Genomic DNA, 24133 nt, shown 5'->3' with positions numbered 1-24133 from the left:
CCCATCAAGCGGTCGTTCACTGAATATTGTTATAATCTCCAAGGCTGACATCGGAGATCGTACCCTCAAAAGTAACGTAATTTCCAATCATCGAGTTTTTCAGATGAATATTATTTAACTCACTGTGGGTCTGGATTATGGTATTTTGAATGATTGAATTCTTTATGGCGGATCCTTTTCCTACGGATACATGGGGGCCGATAATGCAGTTCTCAATGGTGACATTTTCATCCAGAAACACCGGTGGAACGATTACTGAATTTTTAAGCTGTACGGAGTCATGAATTAGTTTTTCATTACTCAGATACTCCAGGTATCGTTTATTGGTATATACGGTTGCATCTTTATTACCACAATCCAGCCATTCAGAAACCTGTCCAGGCACAAATTCCAGGCCTTTCTTTTTCATATTCTCAAGTGCATCTGTGAGCTGGTACTCCATGCCCTTACGAATATCTTCATCAATCAGGTATTGTAATTCTGCCTTCAGATTGGCTCCATCTCTGAAATAGTAAATCCCGATAATAGCGAGATCACTCACGAATTTTTTAGGTTTTTCAACAAACTCTGTAATGATGCCATGGTCATTTACTGTGACTACACCGAATGCAGATGGATCATCCACCTGTTGAACCCAGATAATGGCATCTTTTGATGCATCCAGATTAAAATCAGCTTTAAATAAAGTATCCGCGTAAGCTACGGTAACATTGCCCTCGAGCAGGTCTGCCGCACAAAGAATGGCGTGCGCCGTACCCAGCTTTTCATCCTGATAAAAAATTACTCCTTCAGAGCCAACCGCTGCAGCTATCTGCTTCAGATCGGCTTCAATCTGTGCGCCAAAATCACGATCGATGATGAACCCTATCTGGCTGATTTCCCCGTCATAAACCTTCGCGATATCTTCGACCAGGCGTTGGACAATCGGTTTTCCAGCAATAGGTATCAATGGCTTTGGAACGGTGAGTGTATGCGGGCGAAGACGCGTTCCGCGACCTGCCATTGGAATTATGATGTTCATTGAAATCTGTCTATGTAAAAATCAGTGCAAAATAAGGAAATCTACCCTGCTTTTGGAAGTAAATGCCTTTTTTCCCGCAAAAACAAACCAAGCAGGATGAGCAGCGTGATTGTTACCCGGATGGCACTTTCCAGGAGGAAATTTTGCAGATGAAAGCTTCCTGAAAGAAGAACCAGCAGAAATGTTGCGAACAGGTAGGGTATGATCTTGCTGAACTGATACGGGATCGGATAATATTTCTGACCATAATAGTAGCATACCGCGCACATGACGAGGTAGCACAGGACCATCGTGAGTGCTCCGCCATTGTATCCGATATAGGGAATCAGCAATATATTTCCGCCAATGGTTATTGCGGCCCCGAGTATACTGAAATACATGCCATACACTGTTCGGTCTGTGAGCTTGAACCAAATGCTCAGGTTTAGATAAATTCCATTCAAAAGTTTGGCAAACAGCAGGATAGGAACCAGGTAAAGTGCCACTCTAAACTCCGGTTTCCTCAGAAAAATTGCACCGATCAGGTCTACATTTACACTAACAGCGAACAGCAGTACCAATCCCGAGAGCATGAAATAATGCATAACCCTGGCAAATAATTCCGGAGAATTCTTATCGGATGCCTGACTAAAGAAAAATGGCTCCGCCGCGTACCTGAATGCCTGAATAGCCAGCATCATGAAAACCCCGAGTTTCAGCGTTTGATTATAAACACCCACTGCCTCTGTGCTGCTCATGGTATCATAGAAATCGTCGGGCAGAAAATATTCGATCATCAAATTCGCCAGCTGCTCATTGAACATTCCTGCCAGGCCGGTAATCATTATGGGGAATGCATACCGGAGCATCGGTTTGAATGCCTGCCAGTCGAAAGTAAAACGAATTTTTCGGAGGTATCCCCAAAGGAGCGGGAACAGAAAAAGGTTGGCAATTAAATTGGCCAGAAATATATAACCAATCCCAGGTGTGCCATCCGTATTATTCAGGATTTCAATATCAATGAGGTTGGGGAACAGCCAAAGGAAGCAAAGTTGCAGACCAACATTTATGAAAATGTTCGACACCCGAATTCCGGCAAAAAGGATGGGACGGTTTTCATGCCGGAGCCGGGCAAACGGAATAGCCATTATACCGTCAATCCATAAAATCACCGCGAGCCATCTGATCAGCAAGACGGCATCGGGCAATCCAATGAGTATTGCAATCTTCGGGGCTGCGGCCAGTATAATAACTGAAAGAAAGGTGCTTATTGCAATTACTGCTGTCGAAGCCTTGTTATATGTTTCCTGGGTATCTTCCTTATTTACGAAGCGAAAATAGGCGGTTTCCATCCCGAAGGTATAAACCACCAGGAATATGGCCGTGTAGGAAAAAAGGATTCCAACCTCACCCATAGCCATCGTCCCAAAAACAGATGTATGCAGGGGTACAAGGGTGTAATTGATCAACCTGCCGAGGATACTGCTAACCCCGTAAATGGCGGTTTGAGAAGCCAGGCGTTTTAGTTGACTCATTTACTTCTTATTGGCCTTTGAATTCGGCCGGACGTTTTTCAAGGAATGCGGTTGTGCCTTCCTTAAAGTCCTCGGTATTCACACAATGTGCAAAACTGTTGGCTTCAGTCTGGTATCCGCTTTCCTCGTCGGAAAAATATGCATTCACGCAGTTTACAATCATTCCAATGGCAAGAGGCGCTTTTTTAATGATTTTGCGGATGATCGTATCAGCCAGTTCCATTAATTCAGCTTTGTCGGAAACTACATGATTCACCAGTCCGAGGGATTTCGCCTCTTCCGCACCGATCATATCGGCAGTCATCATCAATTCCATCGCTTTCCCTTTTCCGATCAGCTGCGTGAGACGCTGTGTGCCTCCATAACCGGGAATGATACCGAGATTCACCTCTGGTTGTCCGAATTTGGCATTCTGCGTGGCAATTCTGATGTGGCAGGACATGGCCAGTTCGCATCCGCCTCCCAGGGCAAAGCCGTTTACCGCGGCAATGACCGGTTTTTCGGAATTTTCGATCAATGAGAATGCTTCCTGTCCGTTCTCAGCAAATTTTCGCGCGTTGAGTTCATTCAATGCGGCTATTTCCTTGATATCAGCCCCTGCGACAAATGCCTTTTCACCGGCACCGGTTAGTATTACTCCCTTTACATCCTTATCATCATATACCTCGTTCATGACCTCACGGAGTTCATTTATGGTCTCTGTATTCAGTGCGTTGAGGCATTCCGTTCTGGAAATGGTGAGTGTAAGGACACCGTCGTTCAATTCTTTGGTGATGTTCATATTTGATATGATCTTCTGACTCGGCTAAAATTATATATAAAGTATTCAAAATAAAAACCTGCGCACAACCAAGTTCTCAAACCGTATTTCTGCAATACATGTATGTTTTTCTGCGATTTCGACTTTGTAATAATTTATTTTGGCCTGATATTGCTTACATTTTAAAGAGAATACGTATTAATCGCTGTAAATCTTTTACTAATGAGATATTTTTTAGCAGCTGTTTTAACCCTGTTGGCTGGGTTAACTTTTGCACAAAGGCAAAATACTACTGGTAACTGGAATAATTCCGGTAACTGGCAGGGTGGCAATATCGGAGATAATATTTCCGAATCCGTAGACCTGGCGGGTGGTATTACCTCAACTATTGTTAGCGGGGACAATTATACGATTGGTGACCTTACATTTGCTAACGGGGCCAAGCTCTATATAAATACCGGAGGTATCCTGATTATCGGTTCTTCTGGCAATCTTGGTTTTCTGGAAACCAATAATAACGCGGAGATTTATGTAAATGGCACCCTGGAGATCTTCGGGGATCTCAATGTAAATAATAACCTGGTGATCCAGGTGACCGGTAATTTTATCATTCACGGTAACGTGGATCTCCGAAATAATTCCAATTTCAGTATTTCAGGATCTATGGTGGTTGATGGTGATTTTATTGCCAATAATAATACCGACTTCACTGTGAACGGATCGGTTGACATCGGGGGCGATATAAGTGTGGGAAGCGGAAACCTGAATTTAGGCCCGGGTGGATCATTTACCGTTGGAGGATCATGTTCCTGGACAACCAATATTTGTAATCAAATCCTACCGGTTGAGTTATTGAATTTCGCAGCCCGTCCGGTTGGGGAGGCTGTTCTGGTAAGCTGGGCGACGGCTACTGAAAAGGATAATGATTACTTCCGCGTACAGGTGAGCCGTGACGGAAGCGAATTCTCAGAGCTTACCAGGATCAAGGGAGCCGGTGACAGCGAACAGAAGCTTGAATATGAATTTACAGATTATAATCCGATGCCGGGTACTTCCTATTACCGGCTTTCACAAACCGATTACTCGGGAATAACCACCATATTCACGCCTGTAAAGGTTGATCGTGGATTTGAAGGGGATATTGGCATTTATCCGAATCCTGCGTCAACTACAGACCGAATCCAGCTATTTACCGGTGGAAATGAGTCTGATCAGGTTGCAGTGGTCCTTTATTCTGTGAGCGGAACAGTGGTGTGGAAGGATTCCTTTGAAGGAAACCATCTTGAATTAATGGTGCCAGAATCGGTTGAACGCGGTACGTATCTGCTTGAGGTAAGAAGCGGATCCCTGCGAAAGCTACACCGACTGGTGCTTAAGTAGGGGTTTCATTCCGTCAATCATCGCAGTAGTTAGTTTTGAAAGGTCGTACTGTGGCTTCCAGCCCCACTCATTCCTTGCGGCATCATCATTAATTGAATCCGGCCAGCTGTCGGCAATGGCCTGACGGAAATCCGGCTCATAGTTAATGGAAAACCCGGGCAGATATTTCTTGATTTCAGCCGCGAGCTCTGAAGGTGAAAAACTCATGGCGCCGAGGTTGTAGGATGATCGCGTCTTGATTTTATCCGGAGCAGAATCCATGAGTTCAATCGTGCCACGCACGGCATCGTCGATATACATCATGGGCAGATAAGTGTTTTCGGAGAGAAAACTTGTATAGCTGCCATGCAGCAGCCCCTGCTTGAAAATATCGATGGCATAATCAGTTGTACCCCCACCCGGATCGGCTTTGTAGCTGATCAGGCCTGGATACCGAATACTGCGCACATCCACATTATATTTATTAAAATAATATTCACACCACCGTTCACCGGCCAGTTTGCTGATGCCGTAAACTGTTGTTGGGTCCATGATCGTATGCTGTGGGGTTTGCTGGCGGGGAGTACCCGGACCAAAAACAGCGATGGAACTCGGCCAGAAAATCCGTTTTACACCGGAGTTCTTCCCTAATTCCAGAATGTTCATCAGGCTTTCCATATTGAGCTTCCAGGCCCATTGCGGATTATTCTCACCCTTGGCCGACAGAATTGCAGCGAGGTGATAGATCTGCGTGAATTGATAACTGGATTGCAATTCAGCCAGGCGGTCTGCGTCCATTGCGTCGAGGATTTCGAAAGGACCGTCGGCAGATTGAATTTCACGAATGTCTGTAGCTACAACGGCATCTTTACCATGCTTTTCACGAAGTGCGGCTGTTAGTTCTGTGCCAAGTTGGCCGCCAGCCCCGATGATCAGAATTTTTTCCATTTCGATTTTCGTCAAATTCGGTGCGAAAATACATAATTTAAAATGATATAAGACTAATTTTAAACATCAATGACCGGCCAAATTTCTGTTGTTCGGTCTGGAATCTGTTATATTTGTAAGGATGAAATTCAGGGATTATCTTGTCGACAAAAAGATTGATCCGGCCGCATTTGCAAAGAGCGAGCCGGCGCGTTTCAGTGAATTTTCGAAAGCTTTCGCGCAGATGCATCCCAACAGTTTCACAATGCAAAAATTATTTCTGATCAATTCGATCAGGAGATTGTACCCACTTCCGGCAGATCAGTGGGTAAAAGCCGACAAGCGTACTGAAAAGGCGTCGGCACCTGTGCTGGCAAAGCCTGCTTCCAAAATTGCCCAGGATGTAAAGAAGCCATCACGGCCGGTTATTAAACCAAAACCCATCATTAAAAAGAAATAGTATGTTCACAATTAAGGATAAGCTCGCAAAGGAGCTGAAGGAGCTTGAAGACAAAGGTCTTTATAAACGGGAGCGCGTAATCACTACCCCCCAGGGTGCTGAGATCCGAACAGACAAGGGTCTGGAAGTAATTAACTTTTGTGCAAATAATTATCTCGGGCTTTCTTCCCATCCTCGTGTTATTGAGGCTGCAAAAAGAACGATTGATACACATGGATATGGCATGTCTTCGGTTCGGTTCATTTGCGGAACCCAGGATATACATAAGGAGTTGGAAGCAAAGATTTCCGAATTTCTTGGCATGGAGGATACCATACTTTATGCTGCGGCATTTGATGCCAATGGGGGTGTATTTGAGCCTCTCCTGGGGCAGGAGGATGCCATTATCTCCGATTCGCTGAATCATGCATCGATTATTGACGGCGTGCGTTTATGTAAGGCCATGAGATTCAGATACAAGCATAACGATATGATGGATCTGGAAGAGAAGCTCCAGGAAGCCCGCAATGCCGGGGCGCAGGATATCATGATTGTAACGGATGGTGTTTTTTCAATGGATGGAACGATTGCACAGCTGGATAAAATATGTGACCTGGCCGAGAAGTACCGTGCAATGGTTATGAGCGATGAATGCCACTCTACGGGTTTTATGGGTAAGACTGGAAGGGGTGTACACGAATACAGGGATGTAATGGGTCGTGTTGACATAATCACAGGGACTCTTGGTAAGGCGCTTGGGGGTGCCTCCGGAGGATTCACATCCTCCCGGAAAGAAGTAATTGATATGTTGCGACAAAAATCAAGGCCTTATCTCTTTTCAAATACACTGGCACCGTCGATCACGGGTGCATCCATTGCTGTAATTGATATGCTCAGTGAAACTACAGAGCTCAGGGATAAACTGGAGTCGAATACACGTTATTTCAGGGAGAAAATGACAAATGCGGGTTTTGACATTAAACCTGGTGAGCACCCGATCGTTCCGATCATGCTGTACGATGCAGCGCTTTCACAGCGGTTCGCAGATGCCCTGCTTGAGCGTGGTATTTACGTAATCGGGTTCTTTTTTCCAGTGGTTCCGAAGGGCGAAGCGCGCATTCGCGTACAGATAAGTGCAGCTCATGAGCGGGAACACCTGGATCGTGCAATTAACGCTTTTATTGAAGTAGGTAAGGAATTACAGGTAATTCAGGAAGCCTGATCTCAGGCACCGGCATTGGCTTCTTTAGCCACCACAGATGTTTCAGTAGAATTTTCAGCCATGGTTTCCATGGCTGTTTCTTTTTCAGCGGTTAAGTATTCATTGATGCCCTTTCTGAGTTCCTGGGGAGAAAGATTGTGTTCGAGCCGCCCGTTTCGCGCCAGTGAGAATTGCCCGCTTTCTTCTGATACCACCAGAACGGTTGTATCGGTCACTTCCGACATACCGAGTGCGGCACGATGTCTCAATCCGAATTGAGCAGGAAGGCTATCACTTTCAGAAACAGGGAGCACACATCGGGCTGCTTTTATTTTACCCTTGTACACAATAACGGCGCCATCGTGCAGCGGACTGTTTTTATTGAAAATAGACACAAGTAGTCTTTTGGAGAGCACCGCGTCAATGATATCACCTGATTCGGAGTAAAATTTCAGTGCTGAATCTCTTGAAAAAACGATCAAGGCCCCGGTATTGGTACCTCCCAGTATTTTAACTGCCTCGATCACCGGGGTAATGTTGAAGGTTTCTTCCTTCCGGCTCCTTTTCCAGTTGAAAAAACTACGGATGCCATCCAGTGATTTAAAGTCGGCTGATTTACCGATCAGCAGCAGGAATTTCCGGATTTCAGGTTGAAAGAGGATAATAGCAGCAAGGACACCATAGCCCATGAACTGACCAAGAATGGAGCCCAAAAGTTCCATCTGCGCAGCGCGTACGATCAGGTAGATGAGGTACAGTGCTAAAACCCCCAGAAAAATTTTCACGGCGACACTACCGCGCATGAGTTTATACACCTGATACAACAGGATACTTACCAGGGTTATATCGATCATGTCGACCCAGCTGATATCAAGGAATCCGATGCTAAACAAATAAATCAAGCCAGTACTGTATTTTTTATTTTCTCAGTCAGTTTTATGCATTCCATCGCAGCCTTAACGTCATGAACTCTCAGTAAAGAGGCCCCCTCCATCAGGGCGTATGTATTCAAAACAGATGTCCCGTTTACAGCGTCACGGGGCTCTATGTTCAGTAATTTAAAGATCAGGGACTTGCGAGAAATACCGGTTAGTAAAGGTAATCCTAAAGACTTGAAATAGCTCATATTTTTGAGCAAATAATAATTTTGGTCAATATTCTTGGCAAAACCGAATCCTGGATCAAGTATGATTTCGGTTACACCGAGGCCTGCCAGCTGTTCCAGTTTTTTTCTGAAATATTCCAGCATTTCGGTGAGCATATTTTCATAATGCGCCTCATTTTTCATGGTCTGAGGTGTTCCTTTCATATGCATAAGCACATACGGTACATCAAGTGCAGCAATGGTTGAGAACATATCCTGATCGAGTGAACCTCCTGAGATATCATTGACCATATTGGCGCCTGCAGTGACGGCTTCTGCCGCTACTCTGGAGCGAAAAGTATCAATGGAAAGCAGGGCATCCGGGAATGTCTCTCTCAACATTTGAATTACCGGAATCACACGTTCCAGTTCGGTATTCTCAGAGATATCATCGGCACCGGGACGGGTAGAATATCCGCCAATATCCAAAATACTTGCTCCCGCATTCAGCATTTCTTCGGCACGGAGCAACAGGGCATCAGAGGAATCCAGTTCCCCGCCATCTGAGAAGGAGTCCGGGGTAATATTCAGGATCCCCATCACTTTCGGTGAATCGAAAGAAAGCAGATTTCCGCCGATCCTGAGTGTTTTTTTAGTTGAAAATAGCGTATCTTGGCCCACCTCGAAAAAAGGTTTTATTTAAAATATAGCAATAAAAATTGATTGAAAAAACAGTAGCTGAATACCAGCGAGTTATTCAAAAGTGTAAAAATCTCTTTGAAAAAAAAACAAGGGATTACGGAACAGCATGGAGAATACTTCGGGTTCCCTCGATCACCGATCAGATTTTCATTAAGGCTCAGCGCATCAGATCCATTCAGGAAAAGGGTCAACAGAAGGTGGGTGATGCTATAGAAGATGAGTTTGTCGGGATTATTAATTATTGCATCATTGCCATAATGCAAATTGACCTTGGGGATAGTGAGAATCTTGAAATCCCGTTTGAAGAGATCGAGCCCATGTATGATCAAATCGCAAGTGAAACATGTGATCTCCTGATGCAGAAAAATCATGATTATGGAGAAGCATGGCGCGATATGCGTGTGAGTTCCATCACCGATATCATTCTCATGAAACTATTTCGTGTGAAGCAGATTGAAGATAATCAGGGACAGACCCTGGTGTCTGAAGGGGTACGGGCTAACTACCAGGATATGATCAATTACGCCGTATTTTGTTTAATAAAGTTAAATTACGCCAGTGATGCTGAATAAATTGATCGATACCTTTTCACGCGTTTTTGTTGGTTCACTCTTTATTTTTTCGGGGCTGGTAAAGCTGAATGATCCCATCGGCACAGAGATCAAGCTGGAAGAATACTTTACGGTATTTGCAGATTCCTTCAGTCCGCTCTTCAGTATTTTCATACCCTGGGCACTGGGGATCTCTCTTTTCCTCATTGTACTTGAAATTGTATTGGGAGTTGCCGTCTTGCTGAATTACCGCATGCGTTATACAGCCGTAGTGTTATTGGTTCTGATGATCTTCTTTACTGGCCTTACATTCTTTTCGGCATACACCGGCAAGGTAACGGATTGCGGGTGTTTCGGAGATGCGATTCCACTTACTCCCTGGCAGTCTTTCTATAAAGACTTAATACTGATGGTATTTGTTTTGCATTTGTTCTGGCACCGGAAGCGTTTTATTCCTTCTTTCCGAACAGGGGTAAATCGCACCATAGTAGCATTTGCCGGTCTCCTGTCGGTGCTTGTAGGGTGGTATGCCATAGAACATTTGCCTTACATAGATTTCAGGCCGTACAAAATTGGAAACAGCATTCCTCAGAATATGATCGCCGAGGAAAATCCGATCGTTGAATACCGGTTTTTAAAAGATGGAGAGGAGGTAACATCTGAAAAATATCTCATGCCGGAAGACGGTTATGAATACATTGATGCGACCATTTTAAATGAAAAAGCCTCTACTCCGAAGATTACAGATTACCAGGTAGTGGATCTGGATGGGAATGATTTTACGGAGGAATCATTTCAGGGGATAAAATTGCTGCTGTTGTTTCAGGATGTTTCAAAATCGGATGATGAATCACTTGAGGCGATCAGGGAATTGATAGCATTTGCCCCGGGAAAATTTGATGTTATGGCATTCACGTCTTCAGGGCCGGATGCCTTTGAGAATTACCGGCATGAGCACCAGCTGGCCGTTCCTTACTATTTTCTCGACGCAACGGTGTTGAAGGCAATGATCCGTTCAAATCCCGGTATTATGTTGCTGAAAGACGGGGTCGTAGTGGGTAAGTGGCACGCCAATGATGTACCTGAACCTGATGAGCTTCAATCCAAACTCTGACAAAATTTTTATCTGGGGTATGCCCGGCTCCGGCAAGTCGACATTTGGACGGAAGCTTGCCGAACAGCTTTCCTGTACCTACACTGATATGGATGACTGGATTGTTGCGCAAGCCGGGAAATCAATACCGCAGATTTTCAGAGAACAGGGTGAAGACGAATTCCGAAAGCTTGAAAAGGAGGCTCTGCGGTCTATTTGTGAAAAGACCACAGGGGTAATTGCCACCGGTGGCGGGGCCCCCTGTTTTTTTGATAATGCCGATGTCATGAATGATGCCGGTCTCACCATTTTTCTTGATACACCCTTATTAACCATTTACAACAGACTCCGGGATCGTGAAGGACGGCCACTGCTGGACAATACCAATGATTTGTACGGAACCCTTAAACAAACATTTGCACAAAGGAAGAACTGGTACTGTGAAGCCAGGATTCATATAAAAAGCGAAACGACCGATCTTCAGAAAGAGATCGATCGTTTCTTTACAAAGCAATAAAGTTTTTAGAACAGCATCCCGATAGTAAGGGATACTCTCGTCATATCCGTATTTACGCTGGCAGCTTCTGCTGTTGGGTAGGGTACGATTACAGATTTTTGATTGATATTTGTCACCGCTGACAGATCGGCAAAGAATGTTTTTGTACGGATTCCAACGCCACCGGAGAATTGTGAATGCTCGTTATCGATACCATCATCTGTAGGATCGGCGAAAAATGCATAACCGGCACGAATCCTGAAAATTGCCAATCTGATTTCCGCCCCGCCTCTGAAGTTCAGCGCATCCTGATAAGTATTATTGATATAATTATTATCACTTGTGAAGGCGCCCTCTGAAGGTTTTGAAAGCGACGCATTTGCAAATTTTACATTCTCTGCTTCAGCTGTGATGAATCCTGCTTTTCCGAGGATAAATGTTCCACCAACCCTGAATCGGTGCGGTGTCTGAAGATTATACTGGAAGGAAGGATAAATGAAGCCATCTTCAATTAATTCATTATCAAAATTGGCGTACATCGCTATTTCCCTGGATTGCTCAAGTGCATACCACGATGGCGAGGTATAGCTTGCGGCAATCATCAGGGGTGTGATGGGCCTTACGATCAGGCCAAGCGTAATATTAGCACCAACTCCACTCAGTCGATAATCATCGGTGAGGGTCATATTAATCAAGTCTGTTGCCGTAGGCTCTTCACGGTAAGTTCGTTCGACTTCTTTCCTTACTGTTAGTATTCCCACCCCGATACCGAGGTATACACGATCATCATAGTTGGCACCATAACTCAGGGAAGTTTGATACACACCACCCCGTGTTCTGATTGTTTCCGATTGCCGTGTAGGGAATTCCTGTGTAGGGAAGCCAAGATCATTTCCTCGGTAGGTATTTCGATCGACAAAGAAAAGGCTGTCGCCAATTTGTACATTCGGCCCATACAGGTCTATGACATTATAATCAAAACCGTTGATGGAAATCGTTTCCTGTCCCTGGTAAATCGAATAGAAATCATCAGTCATAAAAGTATTATATGCCAGGTCTGAAAGATCATTTCGGGACAGTCCGTTAAAGAAATTATCGCTATCAACAGAAAAATCGATAAAATCCCTTTCAGCATTATCGCCAATGTAGACTATACTGTTCTGGAAATTCGCAATTCGGTTCACCGAAATCCCGATCGTTCCTGACAGCCACTTATCCTTATTGATGGGGCGATGTATAGCGCCCCCGATGTTAGCCATATTGAAATTATTGATGGAGGACATCGTGCGAACCCCAAGGTAGTCAGCCTCAGATGTGATGAAATTCATCGAAGGGGTAAATGAAAACTCCGATCGGTTATATAATCCAAGGCCGGCGGGATTGAGGTGCGCCGTGCTGATGTCACCTCCGATGGCTGTTCCGGCACCGCCCAGTGCTTGCAGGCGGGCGGAACCTCCATTATAGGTATTCGTAATTTCTAAAGCCGTTGCCGGGAAATCTGTGGCATCCTGAGCCTGAACCGACCCAATAGTGCACACCATTCCCAGGCTTATTACTATAAGCAATTTTTTCATGACCTACTTGTTTAAAGTAATACTAGTTTCCCCTGCGTACACTTCCTGAAGATCCTGAAGATCTCGAAGCACCGCTCGAGCCGGATGAACGGCTTGAGCCACTAGAGCTTCCGGAACTCCTGTACGATCCTCCACTAGAGGAAGGTGCACTTCTGTAAGAAGATCCGCTGGATGGAGACGAACTTCTGTAAGAAGAGCCACTGCTTCTTGAAGGTGACGAACCTCTGTACGAGGATCCGCTGCTTCTTGAAGGTGACGAACCTCTGTAAGAAGGACTGCTACCTGAACGGTAAGAGTTCGATGAAGGAGTTCTGTACGAAGGCATAGAAGACTGCGTTGAAGTCCTTCCGTAAGACGACCCGCGAGAAGTTGAACCTGACGTATAGGCACTGCCACGTGTACGGGTAGAGTAATTGGATCGCGGACTTGTGTATGCTGTCGACCTCGATGCCGATGAGTTTCTTGAACTCACTGAACGTGATACCACATCGTTGGAAACAGATCGCGAAGAGGCCACGGACCTGCGGTGATAATCCGCCTGGGTTGTAGCGCGATTTCTCGACGCGGAATTATTCGGATCTATATATCTGCGTGTAGCAGTAGAAGAAGCGACACGCGAATTGTTGCCTGCTTTTCCATAGCTGTCACCGGTACGACTGGTAAATCGGCCGTCTGAACCGTTTGCAGTTCTTTCACGGGCTCCGGTCACTCTTGAAGGACCTGCTCCGTTTCTGAACGTGCGATTATATCTTGACTCGTAGTTGTTAACGATCACAACATTGCCATATCCGGGATATCCCCAGAATCCACCGCCGTAGTAAGGATTACCCCAGTATCCTCCACCCCAGCCGTAATAGGGACTACCCCATCCGTAACCGAAACCTACATTCCACGAAGGACCCCAGCCCCATGAAGGACCAAATCCCCATGACGGACCCCATCCGCCGCCCCAGCCCCAACCGAAGCCAAAAGCAACACTGAATCTCCATCTTGCAGGAACGTACCATGAATTATAGGGATAACCCCATCCGCCAAAACCGGAATAGAAAGGATCGTAAAAACCGGGATTTGTGTTCACATAATAATTATTGACCACTGGAACCTGGTAATCATCTCCTGCATTTCCGCCTTCAGTGTAGTATTCATCATCTGAATACTGTGCATTTCCGGTCTCATTATTCCCATATCGGGCCAGATATTCCGGATTTACATGTTCTTCAGAATACGCGTTTTCATTTTTGATCACGTATTCGCTTGTTTTTTCGGCCTGCGCATTGGATAAATTAGGATTAATGTTCATTTCCTTCTCTTTAAGGGCCTTTCGGTCCTTCTTCGTGAAGTACATGTCATCATATTCCTGCGCCTGAGCTATTCCCGCAAATGCGAAAAAAGCAGCCAGAATAACACTGAATTTTGTTTTTGGGGCTTTCATGATGTTTTCCTTTCGTTATATAAACTTAATTTATTAAACGGCAAATGCCAAAATAGGATCTCGTAATCTTTATATTTGCCGCATAATTCTTTTCCTACGTAACAAATAATCAAAAACTGTACCAAAAATAATGGCCAAGGGATTACCAAAACGAAGCGAAGACTATTCTCAGTGGTATAATGAACTGGTGAAACGAGCCGATCTGGCTGAACACTCCGCCATTCGGGGCTGCATGGTTATTAAACCCTATGGATATTCCATATGGGAAAAAATGCAGGCAGCTCTTGATAAAATGTTTAAAGATACGGGTCATTCTAACGCATATTTCCCGCTTTTTGTTCCAAAGTCCTATCTGAGCAAGGAAGCTGCCCATGTTGAAGGCTTCGCTAAGGAGTGTGCCGTCGTTACCCATTACCGTTTAAAGAATGCGGAAGACGGATCCGGAGTAATCGTGGATCCGGAGGCTAAACTGGAGGAGGAGCTCATTGTTCGGCCCACATCCGAAACCGTGATTTGGAACAGTTATAAGAACTGGATACAGTCCTATCGCGACCTGCCCATTCTGATCAACCAGTGGGCAAACGTAGTGCGCTGGGAAATGCGGACCCGATTATTTCTGCGCACAGCTGAATTTCTGTGGCAGGAAGGTCACACAGCTCATGCCACAAAACAGGAGGCAGTTGAGGAGACGCTTCAAATGCTGAACGTATATGCCACATTCGCTGAAAAATTTATGGCTCTCCCTGTTATCAAGGGAGTAAAAACAGAGAGTGAAAGATTTCCCGGAGCTGTCGATACTTATTGTATTGAGGCCCTTATGCAGGACGGAAAGGCACTGCAATCCGGCACTTCGCATTTCCTGGGGCAAAATTTCGCGAGCGCATTCGACGTAAAATTTGCTGACAAGAATGGTAAACTTGAGTATGTCTGGGGTACTTCCTGGGGTGTATCCACCCGTCTCATGGGGGCGTTGATCATGGCTCATTCGGATGATGACGGCCTTATATTACCTCCAAGTCTCGCACCGATTCAAGTGGTTGCGGTACCTATTTTCAAGCAGCCCGAACAGCTCGAAGCGATTCGGGAGAAGATCAACGTTATTCGGGATGCATTTTTATCACGCGGTATTTCATTTAAGTTTGATGACAGGGATACCCAAACCCCCGGATGGAAATTTGCTGAGTATGAATTGAAGGGAGTTCCTGTGCGTTTGGCTATGGGCCCCCGGGATATGGAGAATGGTACCATTGAAGTGGCCCGCCGTGACATCAGGGATAAGAAGACCGTTCCCCTCGATCAGGTTGTGGATCATGTTGTGGCCTTACTGGATGACATCCAAGCCAACATTTACAAGCGGGCGCTGGCTTTCCGCGAAGAAAACACACATTTTGTAGATAATTACGAGGAATTTAAGAATCTGCTGGACGAAAAGGGCGGGTTTATCTGGGCTCATTGGGATGGTACTCCCGAAACCGAAGAGAAGATCAAGGAGGAGACCAAAGCAACGATCCGATGTATTCCTATAGATACTGACCAACCCGAAGGCGGAAAATGTATGTATAGCGGTAAGCCCTCGAAACAGCGTGTTCTCTTCGCCCGGGCATATTAATCCGATGTTTTGTCGGCACCGGGACTTTTCAAGGCAACCTATTCCGACTAATTCTTGTTTACAGAGGGCATGATCGTCAAAGTAATCATTCCGGCGTACAACGAGGAAAAAAGTGTGGCACATGTGCTGTCGGAGATTCCCATGGAAATTGTCGATGAGGTAGTCGTGGTAAATAATGCATCGACGGATAATACCCGTTCGGTAGCTGAAAAGGCAGGTGCCACGGTTCTTGATGAATCTGTTCCCGGCTACGGAAAGGCTTGCCTCACCGGAATTGAATATCTTGCCGGGAAACCGGTTAGACCTGATATTGTGGTATTTATGGACGCTGATTATTCCGATTATCCAGAGGAATTGCCTATGGTTATAGGGCCCATTCTTTCAGGAAACGCAGATTTGGTGATCGGTTCGCGTGCACTGGGTGACCGTGAACGAGGCTCCATGACGCCCCAGCAGGTTTTCGGTAACTGGCTGGCTACGCGCATCCTGTACTGGAAATATGGTGCCCGTTTTACAGATCTTGGACCGTTCCGGGCTATTCGGTTCGATCGTCTTCTTGAACTTGGAATGCAGGACAAGAATTACGGGTGGACCGTTGAAATGCAGATCAGGGCAGCAAAACAGGGACTCAGCTTTACAGAAGTGCCCGTTCGGTACCGGAAAAGGATTGGTTTTTCAAAAGTATCGGGTACCTTGAAAGGGACGGTCATGGCTGGATATAAAATTTTGTGGACGCTCTTTACCTACGGATGATGGAAATTATCATTCTGATCATATACATGCTGTCGTTGCTGTTCATCTTTTTGTTCAGCCTGGGACAGCTCCATCTTACCTGGCATTATCGCAAAGCACAAAAAGAAAGAACTTCAGGGAATTCAGAATTGGAAACGTTTCCATTTGTTACGGTTCAGCTACCGGTTTACAATGAACGCTATGTTGCAGCTCGTTTAATTGATAGTATTTGCAATCTTGATTATCCGGCAGACTGCCTGGAGATTCAGGTTCTGGATGATTCAACAGATGAAACAGTTCAAATCATCAGGGAACGTATTGAATTCTGGCAGGAGAGAGGAATTCCCATCGTTCATGTTCAACGGGCCGACCGCACAGGCTTTAAAGCCGGTGCACTTGAATACGGACTGGGCATGGCAAAGGGTGAATTTATAGCCATTTTCGATGCGGATTTTTTGCCGCAGGCTGATTTTCTTAAAACGTCTTTGGCCAGCTTTACAGAACGAACCGGAGTGGTTCAGTCCCGCTGGGGACATATCAATGAGAATTATTCCTTGCTAACACGCCTGCAGGCATTCGGACTTGATGCGCACTTTACTGTCGAGCAGTCTGGCCGAAGCCATGCTGGAAGCTTTATTAATTTCAACGGTACGGCAGGTATCTGGCGAAAGGCATGTATCATTGATGCGGGCGGGTGGTCGGCCGATACCCTTACCGAAGACCTTGATCTTAGCTATCGGGCGCAGCTCAACGGTTGGGAGTTTCACTATCTTGAGTACAATGTCGCTCCTGCTGAATTACCTGTGATTATGCCGGCTATTAAAAGTCAGCAATACCGATGGAACAAGGGAGCTGCTGAAACCGCCCGGAAAAATCTCGGAAAGGTTCTTCGGTCGCCAATGTCACTAACCTCCAAATTCCATGCTTTTTTTCATTTGCTGAACAGTTCCGTTTTTGTGGCCTTGTTACTCGCCGGTCTGGTAAGTATCCCTGTCATATTTATTCGAGAGTCTCATCCCGAGCTGAATATCCTTTTCCATGTGGGAGGTATTTTTCTGATTGGGTTCTTTTCGATCGCATATTTTTACTGGACAGCCATAAAATCGTTGCACCCGGAACGTTCGGCAGGATACTTTTTTCTAAATTTCTTCCCTTTTCTGATTGTATCCATGGGTCTTTCACTTCACAATGGAATGGCAGTTCTGGAGGGATTATTCGGGAGGAAAACCCCTTTTTTACGTACACCTAAATTTAATATCCTTAATTCAACAGATTCGTGGAAGAACAACCGTTACGTTAAAAGAGGATTCTCCTGGCGAACGGTCGCCGAGGGATTTCTTACACTGTATTTCGGTTTCGGCCTCTTAAGCGGATTCCGGGCAGGTGATCCGGGTCTTATGCTTTTCCATTTAATGCTGATGCTCGGTTTCGGATTTGTGTTTTATCAGTCGGTGAAATCAATTCATGGGGGCACATCCATTTCATCATAACCGTTTCGCGAAAGTATTCGCGCTTCTCATTTTGGCCTGCAGTGTCGCAGGTCTCGGCTATTTTACAGATCGTACACAACATATTCAACTGATGTTGTTTCTTGTGCCCGGATTTCTTGCATGCTGGTATTTGTATCGTTCCGATGTGAATCTTCTTCATCTGATTTACGCAGGTATTGTATTACGCGCTGTGCTTATTTTTATGATGCCTAATCTGTCTGATGATATTTACCGGTTTATCTGGGACGGCCAGCTGTTGGCCAACGGTTTAGATCCGTTCGAGCGTTTGCCTTCAGCAATTGCGGCGTCAGGAGATTTTCCGCCAGGTACGTCTGAGCACCTCTATGGATTACTCAATAGTCAGAATTATTTCACTGTTTACCCACCGCTCTTACAATATCTATTCCTCATTTCTGCCAAGGTGGCGGGTACGTCGGTGATTGGTAATGTTGTTTTCCTGCGGGGCATTTTGCTTTTAGCTGAGTCGGGCACGTTCTATCTATTATACTCCCGAAAGAAGGATAACCGAAATTTACTTTTGTATGCACTGAATCCGATGATCATTCTTGAAATTACCGGGAATCTTCATTTCGACGGGGCCGCACTGTTTCTGACGGTTTTAATGGTCTGGATGCTGGACCGAAGCAGCGTTGCTTCTGGAGTTGCATTTGGCGCTTCTGTACTGGTAAAACTTGTCCCCTTGATTTTTATGCCCATTCTTTTTTTTCGGGAATCCTTCAGACAGCGGTTAATATTTTTCAGTGCTTTTGCAGGCATCATTATTTTAGCCGGGCTTCCAATGGTCTCATATGGGTTGTTTTCGGGGATGTCTGAAAGCCTAAGTCTGTATTTCAAAAAGTTTGAATTCAATGCAAGCCTTTACTACGTCATACGTGAAATCGGTTTTTGGAGGAAGGGATATAATGATATAGCCTTTATCGGTCCGTTTCTGGGCATGGTAACATTCGCAATTATCATGACTTATTCCTGGTGGCGCAGGAAAGTAGCCAGGCTTGATTTATTTGAATCTTTTGGGATCATTCTAACTATTTACCTGTTATTAGCTACAACGGTGCATCCGTGGTATATTACCCCGATCGTGGGACTCCTGGTTTTTACAAACTACAGGTATGCATTCATATGGTCATTTGTCGCAATGTTCAGCTATTTCGGCTATGATGACAATGGATATGAGATACCTGCCTTTTGGATAATTTTGGAATACGGTGTGTTGCTGATTGCGCTTATATGGGATTTTCGAACGAAAAGAATTTTAAATGCGAAGGGGATATAGTCTGTTTATTATCTGCGCCATTGTTTTACTTGTTGCAGGGTGTATGAACCGTGAAAAGGAATATGATATTATGCTGAAGGGACTCCTTAAAGAGTCTGTACCGTATATTGCACCGGAAGAGCTGAATTCGTTGGATTCACCCTATGTCTTGCTGGATACACGTTCACCGCGTGAATACGAAGTGAGTCATATCAGAAATGCAGAATTCATTAGCTACGATGAATTTAGTTTCGAGGCAGTTTCCGGATTGCCCAGGGATACGCTTATCGTTGTCTACTGTTCAGTAGGTTACCGCAGTGAAAAAATTGGGGAAAAGCTAAAGGAAGAGGGGTTTACCAATGTCCTGAATCTCTACGGCGGAATATTCGAGTGGAAGAATGAAGGATTTGAGGTTGTGAATTTGAAACAGCAGGTAACCGACAGTATTCATACTTATAACAAGTCCTGGTCGCGCTGGATGCTGAATGGAACAAAAATATATGACTGATCAAGTACTGATCGTTTTTCTTAAAAATCCTGAGCTCGGAAAGGTAAAAACGCGGATTGCAAAAGCGTTTGGGGATGAGGTCGCGTTGGCGATTTATCTGCGCTTACTGTCTAAACTGAGGGAAACACTTTCCGGCATTGACTATGATGTTCATCTTTATTATTCCAGCTTCGTAGATTCCGAAGATGAATGGAATATTCAGAATATTTCGCGATTTGCGCAAATGGGTGATGACCTGGGTTCGCGTATGCAGCATGCCTTTGAAAATTCATTCAAGGCGGGTTATAAGAAGGCTGTCCTGGTAGGGTCCGATATTCCGGATCTTTCAACCGAAATTCTGAACGAGGCCTTTTTAAAACTGAAGGATCATGATGTTGTAATCGGGCCAGCCAAGGATGGTGGGTATTACCTGATTGGAATGACGCGCTTTCATCCACAAGTGTTGAACCTGGATCATTGGAGCCATTCGCGGGTTTTTCATGTTACTATGGATAAAATACAGGGTTTGGGATTGTCTGTGTCGCAAACCCGGCTTCTGAAGGATCTTGATGAGGCTGAAGATCTTAAGGATTCCGGGTTAATGTGATCAGGCAAGTTTGTCGAGATCCCGAATGAGAATCTTGCGCCGATCGAAATAGATGAGGTTCTTATCCTTCAACTCATTGAGTATAGTAGTTACGGTTTGTCTGGATGTACCTGTGAGGTTGGCAATATCCTTATGGGTTAGTTTAGTTGGTATCATGGTTTCAAAACCTACTTTTTTGCCTTTCCATGCTGCGGCTTCCCGTAAAAATTCTATGATACGGGTCCGTGCATCCTTGAAGACAAGGGATTCAACTTTTTTTTCCAGTTTTCGGATTCGAAGTCCAATGAGTTTGTAGATCTTAAATGACAATTCCTTATTCTCTGCCATCAATTCTTTCATTTCATCGATGCTGATAGGGCAGATTGTGGTATTGTCATCCATGGCCTGAGCAAAGTCATTTCTTTTATCTTCACCGGCCAGAACAAGTTCACCAAATATTTCGCCGGTAGTCAAAATAGCTTTTACAATTTCTTTACCATCATCCAGGTAGGAGCCGATGCGCACCCTGCCTTCTGCAATCATATAAATATGCCGCGCCTGGTCGTTGGGGAAGTAAATGAACTGATTTTTTCGATACCGGGTAAATTCATGCTTATCAGCCATTCCGGCCGTCTTATGCGGGCACATAATATTGAAGAGATTTACATCTTCGAAAAACCAGAGCTCATTATTTTCCATATTTCCTCATAATAATTTGCTGATAATCAGTGTATATTTCAAATCTGTCCCGGTTGTACATATCGCAAATTACAAACTGATTGTTACGGGAGTATCCTGAAATTATCAAAAAAGTATAACAGAATAATCAGTCATACTTTTGTTTAACGTAATTTTCAACAGCATCAGTTTCAATAGGGAATGACAGAATTGCCAAGACTTGCTCAAATATGGTATTATCCGGTGAAATCACTTCCCGGTATACGGGTGAAAAGCGCACTGGCTGGGCTCAGGGGCCTGGAGGGAGACCGCAGGTTCATGCTTTGTGACCAGGATAACCGGTTTATTTCGGTTCGTCAGCGAAAGGAACTTTATAGATTTAATGTAGCAATATCCCATGATATGCTTGTAATCAGTCATCCGGATGAGCCTACACCATGTCGGCTTAACCTAAATCCGGTTCATGGTGAAGAGTTACAGGTGACCGTCTGGGATGATGTTGTATCTGCGATTGAGCCGGATAAAATGGTTAGTCAGTGGTTTTCCAATTTACTTGGTGAGGAGATCAAACTTGTCTATATGCCAGCCGATTCTGAACGAATCATTGGTAAAAGATGGCATACGGGCAGGGACCTGGTAAGTTTTGCTGATGGATATGCTTACCTGGTTACTGGCAAATCAAGCCTTGACGATGTATCGGAGAAAACAGGATTACAACCGGATCCCCGCAGATTTCGACCGAATCTGGTCATCGATGGTACTCCTGAATACGAAGAATTTTTCTGGAAGGAAATTATTGTGGGGGGAGTAAAATTTTCAGCTCTTAAACCATGTGAAAGATGTGTTGTAACTACCATTGATCCGGATTCGGGTATTGCCGGGAAGGAGCCATTGCAGATGCTGGCAGGCCGGAAAATTGATGGTAAAGTAGTTTTCGGGCAGCATGCCTCTGTGCAGTCCGACGGCATTATTCATGAAGGGGATGCCGTTCAGATACTTCTTCGCAAAGAATCTCCGTATGATCCGCTCTAATTTGGTGTTGCTGTGTAACTTTGACGTAAACCGTGGCGTATGACCTATCTTTATATCAAAGCACTGCATATAATTTTTGTTGTGACATGGTTCGCAGGGCTTTTCTATATTGTGCGGATTTTCATTTATCACATTGAGGCCAATGAGCGGGAAGAGCCGGCAAGGTCTGTGTTAATTCAGGAATATGTAAGAAATGCCCGCAGGTTATGGCTGGGAATTACATGGCCATCAGCTATTCTGACACTTATCTTTGGTTTGTGGTTGTTGTATTTAATACCTGAATATTTATCTCAGGGTTTCATGCAGCTGAAACTTGTGCTGGTATTATTGTTATATGTATATCAGCTGCTGTGTCATCGCATATATCGTCAGCTTCAGAACCATTCGATCCGCTTTACTTCACAGCAGCTGCGCATCTGGAATGAGGTTGCAACATTGTTCCTGTTTGGCATTGTTTTCCTGATTGTGCTGAAAAGCGCAATGAATATGGTGATAGGGCTCGCTGGATTTGTGATTTTGGCAATAATTTTATTCGTAGCGATACGATTGTATAAAAACGTTCGATTGAAAAATGAAAAGGAATAAGTTCATATTTGGCCTGGTTTTCGTCATTGGAATCTGCGCTGTTTCGTGTTCTAATGAGCCAGGTAACGAGGAAGATCTTCCTATTTTGGGAAGGAAGGAAATTGATGGCACAGATACTATTTACCACACGATCGCCGAGTTTAAATTTGTTGATCAGGATAGTAATTTCGTGACAAATGAAACATTCGAAGACAAGATCTATGTCGCGGATTTTTTCTTTACATCCTGTCCGACGATTTGCCCGATCATGAAAACACAGATGCTGCGTGTTTATGAGGAATTCCGGGATGATCCGGAAATTGGCATATTATCGCACAGTATTGATCCGACTCATGATACTGTGGCGCTGCTGCACGAATTTGCAAAGGACCTGGGTGTAACCGGGAATCAATGGCGATTCGTTACCGGTGATAAGGAAAAGATTTTTGAAATAGGGCAGAAGAGCTATATTGTGACCGCGGCGGAAGATTCGACGGAACCGGGCGGCTATATTCATAGCGGAGCGTTCATTCTTGTTGACAAGGAACGCAGGATTCGCGGAATATATGACGGCACCAAACCCGATCAGGTAGATCGGCTTATGAATGACATTAAACGACTAAAAAAAGAATATAACGGATGAAAAACTTCCTTTTTGTATTACTAACTGCCTGGGCACTGACCTCCTGTAATTCTTCTTCAACTTCCGGAAGTGAAATGTCACAGGAGGACAATATGAAAAAAGCTCAATACATGGTGGCCGGGGAAACGCTGTTCCTGCAATATTGCTCCAATTGTCACCAGCAGGATGGCACAGGTCTGGCGGATCTTTATCCCCCGTTAAAGGATTCGGATTACCTGGCTAACAATTATGAAGCGATCATTTGTATAATCAAGAATGGGAAGCAGGGCGAGATTGTTGTGAACGGCAAAACATATAACCAGATTATGCCTCCCCTTAACATGCTCACTGATCTTGAAGTTGCCGAGATAGGAACATATGTTTTCAATACATTCAGTGAAAATAAGCGATTTGTTCCTGTTACAGAAGTGACGCGGATTCTTGCTGAATGTGGCGAAGGGAATTAAAAAATCGATTTAAGTTTTATTGTGGTTGATATAGTGCCCTTTTCTACCTGAACTGAGGCATTTTCAAAGGATGGCGGGCCAAAGGCGCCCATGGAATCATTTCCAAATCCGAAAGGCTCTTTCGGTATACCCATGAAATTGGTATCAAGTTCGCCGTTGTCATTTACGTCGTGAAAAATACTTAATCCGTATTTGCCGGTTGGAATGTTTTCAATAATGATCACAATGGATGATTCTTCATTGACCGGGGCGGATTGGTTTAGTGTGATATGATCCAGCTCTAAAAATGTATCTTCCGAGGTGTATAGTGCAACGTGGATCGAGCCCCCGTGGTCTTTGATATTCTGAACGGTAATTTTCAATGAACCTTTGTCCTGGGCATTCAGGTTTCCGGTGATGAACATTCCCACGATCATCATGACAGCGTATATCCGCATGGT

26 protein-coding genes are annotated in these 24133 nt (G+C 44.7%); 16 read left to right on the top strand and 10 right to left on the bottom strand.

What is annotated here, in order from left to right; translation table 11 throughout:
* Positions 1 to 16 precede the first annotated feature (16 nt).
* From LDX50_RS24555 to LDX50_RS24545, 3 genes are read right to left on the bottom strand one after another with little or no spacing between them, the layout of a single operon-like run.
* Complete coding sequence (locus LDX50_RS24555) at positions 17 to 1021, bottom strand: sugar phosphate nucleotidyltransferase (RefSeq protein ID WP_225698925.1); 1005 nt, start codon at positions 1019 to 1021, stop codon at positions 17 to 19.
* A 41-nt stretch (positions 1022 to 1062) separates the two neighbouring features.
* A complete protein-coding gene (locus LDX50_RS24550) occupies positions 1063 to 2535 on the bottom strand; it encodes a lipopolysaccharide biosynthesis protein (protein WP_225698924.1) in 1473 nt (490 codons plus the stop codon).
* A gap of 7 nt (positions 2536 to 2542) precedes the next feature.
* Positions 2543 to 3316, bottom strand: a complete 774-nt coding sequence (locus tag LDX50_RS24545; protein WP_225698923.1) for an enoyl-CoA hydratase/isomerase family protein — start codon at positions 3314 to 3316, stop codon at positions 2543 to 2545.
* 201 nt (positions 3317 to 3517) lie between these two features.
* Here LDX50_RS24545 and LDX50_RS24540 point away from each other — a divergent pair, with 201 nt between their 5' ends.
* Positions 3518 to 4675, top strand: coding sequence for a T9SS type A sorting domain-containing protein (locus LDX50_RS24540; RefSeq protein ID WP_225698922.1), 1158 nt, complete (start codon positions 3518 to 3520; stop codon positions 4673 to 4675).
* Here the strand turns inward: LDX50_RS24540 and LDX50_RS24535 are convergent.
* Complete coding sequence (locus LDX50_RS24535; RefSeq protein ID WP_225698921.1) at positions 4652 to 5602, bottom strand: NAD-dependent epimerase/dehydratase family protein; 951 nt, start codon at positions 5600 to 5602, stop codon at positions 4652 to 4654. The genes LDX50_RS24540 and LDX50_RS24535 overlap by 24 nt on opposite strands.
* 121 nt (positions 5603 to 5723) lie before the next feature.
* On the opposite strand from LDX50_RS24535, the gene LDX50_RS24530 reads away from it, so the two are divergent.
* Both LDX50_RS24530 and kbl read left to right on the top strand, forming a co-directional pair.
* Positions 5724 to 6041, top strand: coding sequence for a hypothetical protein (locus LDX50_RS24530; RefSeq protein ID WP_225699203.1), 318 nt, complete (start codon positions 5724 to 5726; stop codon positions 6039 to 6041).
* Between the two features lies 1 nt (position 6042).
* Positions 6043 to 7242, top strand: a complete 1200-nt coding sequence (gene kbl, locus LDX50_RS24525) for a glycine C-acetyltransferase (RefSeq protein WP_225698920.1) — start codon at positions 6043 to 6045, stop codon at positions 7240 to 7242.
* Positions 7243 to 7244: 2 nt separating this feature from the next.
* On the opposite strand, the gene cdaA is transcribed toward kbl, so the two are convergent.
* Both cdaA and folP read right to left on the bottom strand, forming a co-directional pair.
* On the bottom strand, positions 7245 to 8123 hold the full coding sequence (gene cdaA / locus LDX50_RS24520) for a diadenylate cyclase CdaA (RefSeq protein ID WP_225698919.1): 879 nt from the start codon (positions 8121 to 8123) through the stop codon (positions 7245 to 7247).
* Positions 8120 to 8986, bottom strand: a complete 867-nt coding sequence (folP, locus tag LDX50_RS24515) for a dihydropteroate synthase (protein WP_225698918.1) — start codon at positions 8984 to 8986, stop codon at positions 8120 to 8122. The genes cdaA and folP overlap by 4 nt, the downstream gene beginning before the upstream one ends.
* Positions 8987 to 9024: 38 nt before the next feature.
* Between folP and LDX50_RS24510 the strand changes: the two genes are divergently transcribed.
* The 3 genes from LDX50_RS24510 to LDX50_RS24500 are packed head-to-tail and all read left to right on the top strand — an operon-like array spanning position 9025 to position 11168.
* Entirely contained in the window at positions 9025 to 9579 is a 555-nt protein-coding gene (locus LDX50_RS24510) for a DUF1599 domain-containing protein (protein ID WP_225698917.1), read from the top strand.
* Positions 9569 to 10672, top strand: a complete 1104-nt coding sequence (locus tag LDX50_RS24505; RefSeq protein ID WP_225698916.1) for a BT_3928 family protein — start codon at positions 9569 to 9571, stop codon at positions 10670 to 10672. Before LDX50_RS24510 ends, LDX50_RS24505 begins: the two co-directional genes overlap by 11 nt.
* Complete coding sequence (locus tag LDX50_RS24500; protein WP_225698915.1) at positions 10650 to 11168, top strand: shikimate kinase; 519 nt, start codon at positions 10650 to 10652, stop codon at positions 11166 to 11168. The genes LDX50_RS24505 and LDX50_RS24500 overlap by 23 nt, the downstream gene beginning before the upstream one ends.
* A 5-nt stretch (positions 11169 to 11173) precedes the next feature.
* On the opposite strand, the gene LDX50_RS24495 is transcribed toward LDX50_RS24500, so the two are convergent.
* A complete protein-coding gene (locus LDX50_RS24495) occupies positions 11174 to 12721 on the bottom strand; it encodes an OmpP1/FadL family transporter (protein WP_225698914.1) in 1548 nt (515 codons plus the stop codon).
* A 22-nt stretch (positions 12722 to 12743) separates the two neighbouring features.
* The gene (locus LDX50_RS24490; RefSeq protein WP_225698913.1) at positions 12744 to 14153 is read right to left on the bottom strand and encodes a hypothetical protein; all 1410 of its coding nucleotides are present in this window, start codon (positions 14151 to 14153) and stop codon (positions 12744 to 12746) included.
* 130 nt (positions 14154 to 14283) lie between these two features.
* Between LDX50_RS24490 and proS the strand changes: the two genes are divergently transcribed.
* From proS to LDX50_RS24460, 6 genes are all read left to right on the top strand, one after another.
* Positions 14284 to 15762 (top strand): proline--tRNA ligase, encoded by a 1479-nt coding sequence (proS, locus tag LDX50_RS24485; RefSeq protein WP_225698912.1) that lies wholly within the window; start codon positions 14284 to 14286, stop codon positions 15760 to 15762.
* Positions 15763 to 15831: 69 nt separating this feature from the next.
* Positions 15832 to 16515 carry a glycosyltransferase family 2 protein gene (locus LDX50_RS24480; protein ID WP_225698911.1) on the top strand — a complete coding sequence of 228 codons (684 nt, stop codon included), beginning with the start codon at positions 15832 to 15834 and terminating at the stop codon, positions 16513 to 16515.
* Entirely contained in the window at positions 16491 to 17984 is a 1494-nt protein-coding gene (locus tag LDX50_RS24475; protein ID WP_338030007.1) for a glycosyltransferase, read from the top strand. The genes LDX50_RS24480 and LDX50_RS24475 overlap by 25 nt, the downstream gene beginning before the upstream one ends.
* Positions 17959 to 19278 carry an MptA/MptB family glycosyltransferase gene (locus tag LDX50_RS24470; protein WP_225698910.1) on the top strand — a complete coding sequence of 440 codons (1320 nt, stop codon included), beginning with the start codon at positions 17959 to 17961 and terminating at the stop codon, positions 19276 to 19278. Before LDX50_RS24475 ends, LDX50_RS24470 begins: the two co-directional genes overlap by 26 nt.
* Positions 19262 to 19765, top strand: coding sequence for a rhodanese-like domain-containing protein (locus tag LDX50_RS24465; protein WP_225698909.1), 504 nt, complete (start codon positions 19262 to 19264; stop codon positions 19763 to 19765). Before LDX50_RS24470 ends, LDX50_RS24465 begins: the two co-directional genes overlap by 17 nt.
* Complete coding sequence (locus tag LDX50_RS24460; protein WP_225698908.1) at positions 19758 to 20351, top strand: TIGR04282 family arsenosugar biosynthesis glycosyltransferase; 594 nt, start codon at positions 19758 to 19760, stop codon at positions 20349 to 20351. The genes LDX50_RS24465 and LDX50_RS24460 overlap by 8 nt, the downstream gene beginning before the upstream one ends.
* Here LDX50_RS24460 and LDX50_RS24455 read toward each other — a convergent pair whose 3' ends face one another.
* Positions 20352 to 21029 carry a Crp/Fnr family transcriptional regulator gene (locus tag LDX50_RS24455; protein WP_225698907.1) on the bottom strand — a complete coding sequence of 226 codons (678 nt, stop codon included), beginning with the start codon at positions 21027 to 21029 and terminating at the stop codon, positions 20352 to 20354. It lies immediately after the preceding gene.
* 180 nt (positions 21030 to 21209) lie between these two features.
* On the opposite strand from LDX50_RS24455, the gene LDX50_RS24450 reads away from it, so the two are divergent.
* The 4 genes from LDX50_RS24450 to LDX50_RS24435 are packed head-to-tail and all read left to right on the top strand — an operon-like array spanning position 21210 to position 23693.
* Positions 21210 to 22040: an MOSC domain-containing protein gene (locus LDX50_RS24450; protein ID WP_225698906.1), complete on the top strand. Its 831-nt coding sequence runs from the start codon at positions 21210 to 21212 to the stop codon at positions 22038 to 22040.
* A 39-nt stretch (positions 22041 to 22079) separates the two neighbouring features.
* A complete protein-coding gene (locus LDX50_RS24445) occupies positions 22080 to 22625 on the top strand; it encodes a CopD family protein (RefSeq protein ID WP_225698905.1) in 546 nt (181 codons plus the stop codon).
* On the top strand, positions 22612 to 23247 hold the full coding sequence (locus tag LDX50_RS24440; RefSeq protein ID WP_225698904.1) for an SCO family protein: 636 nt from the start codon (positions 22612 to 22614) through the stop codon (positions 23245 to 23247). Before LDX50_RS24445 ends, LDX50_RS24440 begins: the two co-directional genes overlap by 14 nt.
* Entirely contained in the window at positions 23244 to 23693 is a 450-nt protein-coding gene (locus tag LDX50_RS24435; RefSeq protein WP_225698903.1) for a c-type cytochrome, read from the top strand. Before LDX50_RS24440 ends, LDX50_RS24435 begins: the two co-directional genes overlap by 4 nt.
* Here the strand turns inward: LDX50_RS24435 and LDX50_RS24430 are convergent.
* A complete protein-coding gene (locus LDX50_RS24430; protein ID WP_225698902.1) occupies positions 23690 to 24130 on the bottom strand; it encodes a DUF2141 domain-containing protein in 441 nt (146 codons plus the stop codon). The genes LDX50_RS24435 and LDX50_RS24430 overlap by 4 nt on opposite strands.
* Positions 24131 to 24133 lie beyond the last annotated feature (3 nt).

Source organism: Fulvivirga sedimenti, from assembly GCF_020328055.1.
This window is presented reverse-complemented; position numbering and strand designations above follow the sequence as displayed.

What these genes read in the sequence shown, in the direction of transcription:
- LDX50_RS24500 (WP_225698915.1), top strand. Translation starts at nt 10,650, where the DNA reads ATGAGCTTCAATCCAAACTCTGACAAAATTTTTATCTGGGGTATGCCC.
- LDX50_RS24540 (WP_225698922.1), top strand. Translation starts at nt 3,518, where the DNA reads ATGAGATATTTTTTAGCAGCTGTTTTAACCCTGTTGGCTGGGTTAACT.
- LDX50_RS24465 (WP_225698909.1), top strand. Translation starts at nt 19,262, where the DNA reads ATGCGAAGGGGATATAGTCTGTTTATTATCTGCGCCATTGTTTTACTT.
- LDX50_RS24450 (WP_225698906.1), top strand. Translation starts at nt 21,210, where the DNA reads ATGACAGAATTGCCAAGACTTGCTCAAATATGGTATTATCCGGTGAAA.
- LDX50_RS24505 (WP_225698916.1), top strand. Translation starts at nt 9,569, where the DNA reads ATGCTGAATAAATTGATCGATACCTTTTCACGCGTTTTTGTTGGTTCA.
- LDX50_RS24545 (WP_225698923.1), bottom strand. Translation starts at nt 3,316, where the DNA reads ATGAACATCACCAAAGAATTGAACGACGGTGTCCTTACACTCACCATT.
- LDX50_RS24490 (WP_225698913.1), bottom strand. Translation starts at nt 14,153, where the DNA reads ATGAAAGCCCCAAAAACAAAATTCAGTGTTATTCTGGCTGCTTTTTTC.
- LDX50_RS24435 (WP_225698903.1), top strand. Translation starts at nt 23,244, where the DNA reads ATGAAAAACTTCCTTTTTGTATTACTAACTGCCTGGGCACTGACCTCC.
- LDX50_RS24550 (WP_225698924.1), bottom strand. Translation starts at nt 2,535, where the DNA reads ATGAGTCAACTAAAACGCCTGGCTTCTCAAACCGCCATTTACGGGGTT.
- LDX50_RS24470 (WP_225698910.1), top strand. Translation starts at nt 17,959, where the DNA reads ATGGGGGCACATCCATTTCATCATAACCGTTTCGCGAAAGTATTCGCG.
- LDX50_RS24480 (WP_225698911.1), top strand. Translation starts at nt 15,832, where the DNA reads ATGATCGTCAAAGTAATCATTCCGGCGTACAACGAGGAAAAAAGTGTG.
- LDX50_RS24430 (WP_225698902.1), bottom strand. Translation starts at nt 24,130, where the DNA reads ATGCGGATATACGCTGTCATGATGATCGTGGGAATGTTCATCACCGGA.
- LDX50_RS24440 (WP_225698904.1), top strand. Translation starts at nt 22,612, where the DNA reads ATGAAAAGGAATAAGTTCATATTTGGCCTGGTTTTCGTCATTGGAATC.
- LDX50_RS24495 (WP_225698914.1), bottom strand. Translation starts at nt 12,721, where the DNA reads ATGAAAAAATTGCTTATAGTAATAAGCCTGGGAATGGTGTGCACTATT.
- LDX50_RS24445 (WP_225698905.1), top strand. Translation starts at nt 22,080, where the DNA reads ATGACCTATCTTTATATCAAAGCACTGCATATAATTTTTGTTGTGACA.
- LDX50_RS24530 (WP_225699203.1), top strand. Translation starts at nt 5,724, where the DNA reads ATGAAATTCAGGGATTATCTTGTCGACAAAAAGATTGATCCGGCCGCA.
- LDX50_RS24555 (WP_225698925.1), bottom strand. Translation starts at nt 1,021, where the DNA reads ATGAACATCATAATTCCAATGGCAGGTCGCGGAACGCGTCTTCGCCCG.
- LDX50_RS24535 (WP_225698921.1), bottom strand. Translation starts at nt 5,602, where the DNA reads ATGGAAAAAATTCTGATCATCGGGGCTGGCGGCCAACTTGGCACAGAA.
- proS (WP_225698912.1), top strand. Translation starts at nt 14,284, where the DNA reads ATGGCCAAGGGATTACCAAAACGAAGCGAAGACTATTCTCAGTGGTAT.
- kbl (WP_225698920.1), top strand. Translation starts at nt 6,043, where the DNA reads ATGTTCACAATTAAGGATAAGCTCGCAAAGGAGCTGAAGGAGCTTGAA.
- LDX50_RS24455 (WP_225698907.1), bottom strand. Translation starts at nt 21,029, where the DNA reads ATGGAAAATAATGAGCTCTGGTTTTTCGAAGATGTAAATCTCTTCAAT.
- LDX50_RS24460 (WP_225698908.1), top strand. Translation starts at nt 19,758, where the DNA reads ATGACTGATCAAGTACTGATCGTTTTTCTTAAAAATCCTGAGCTCGGA.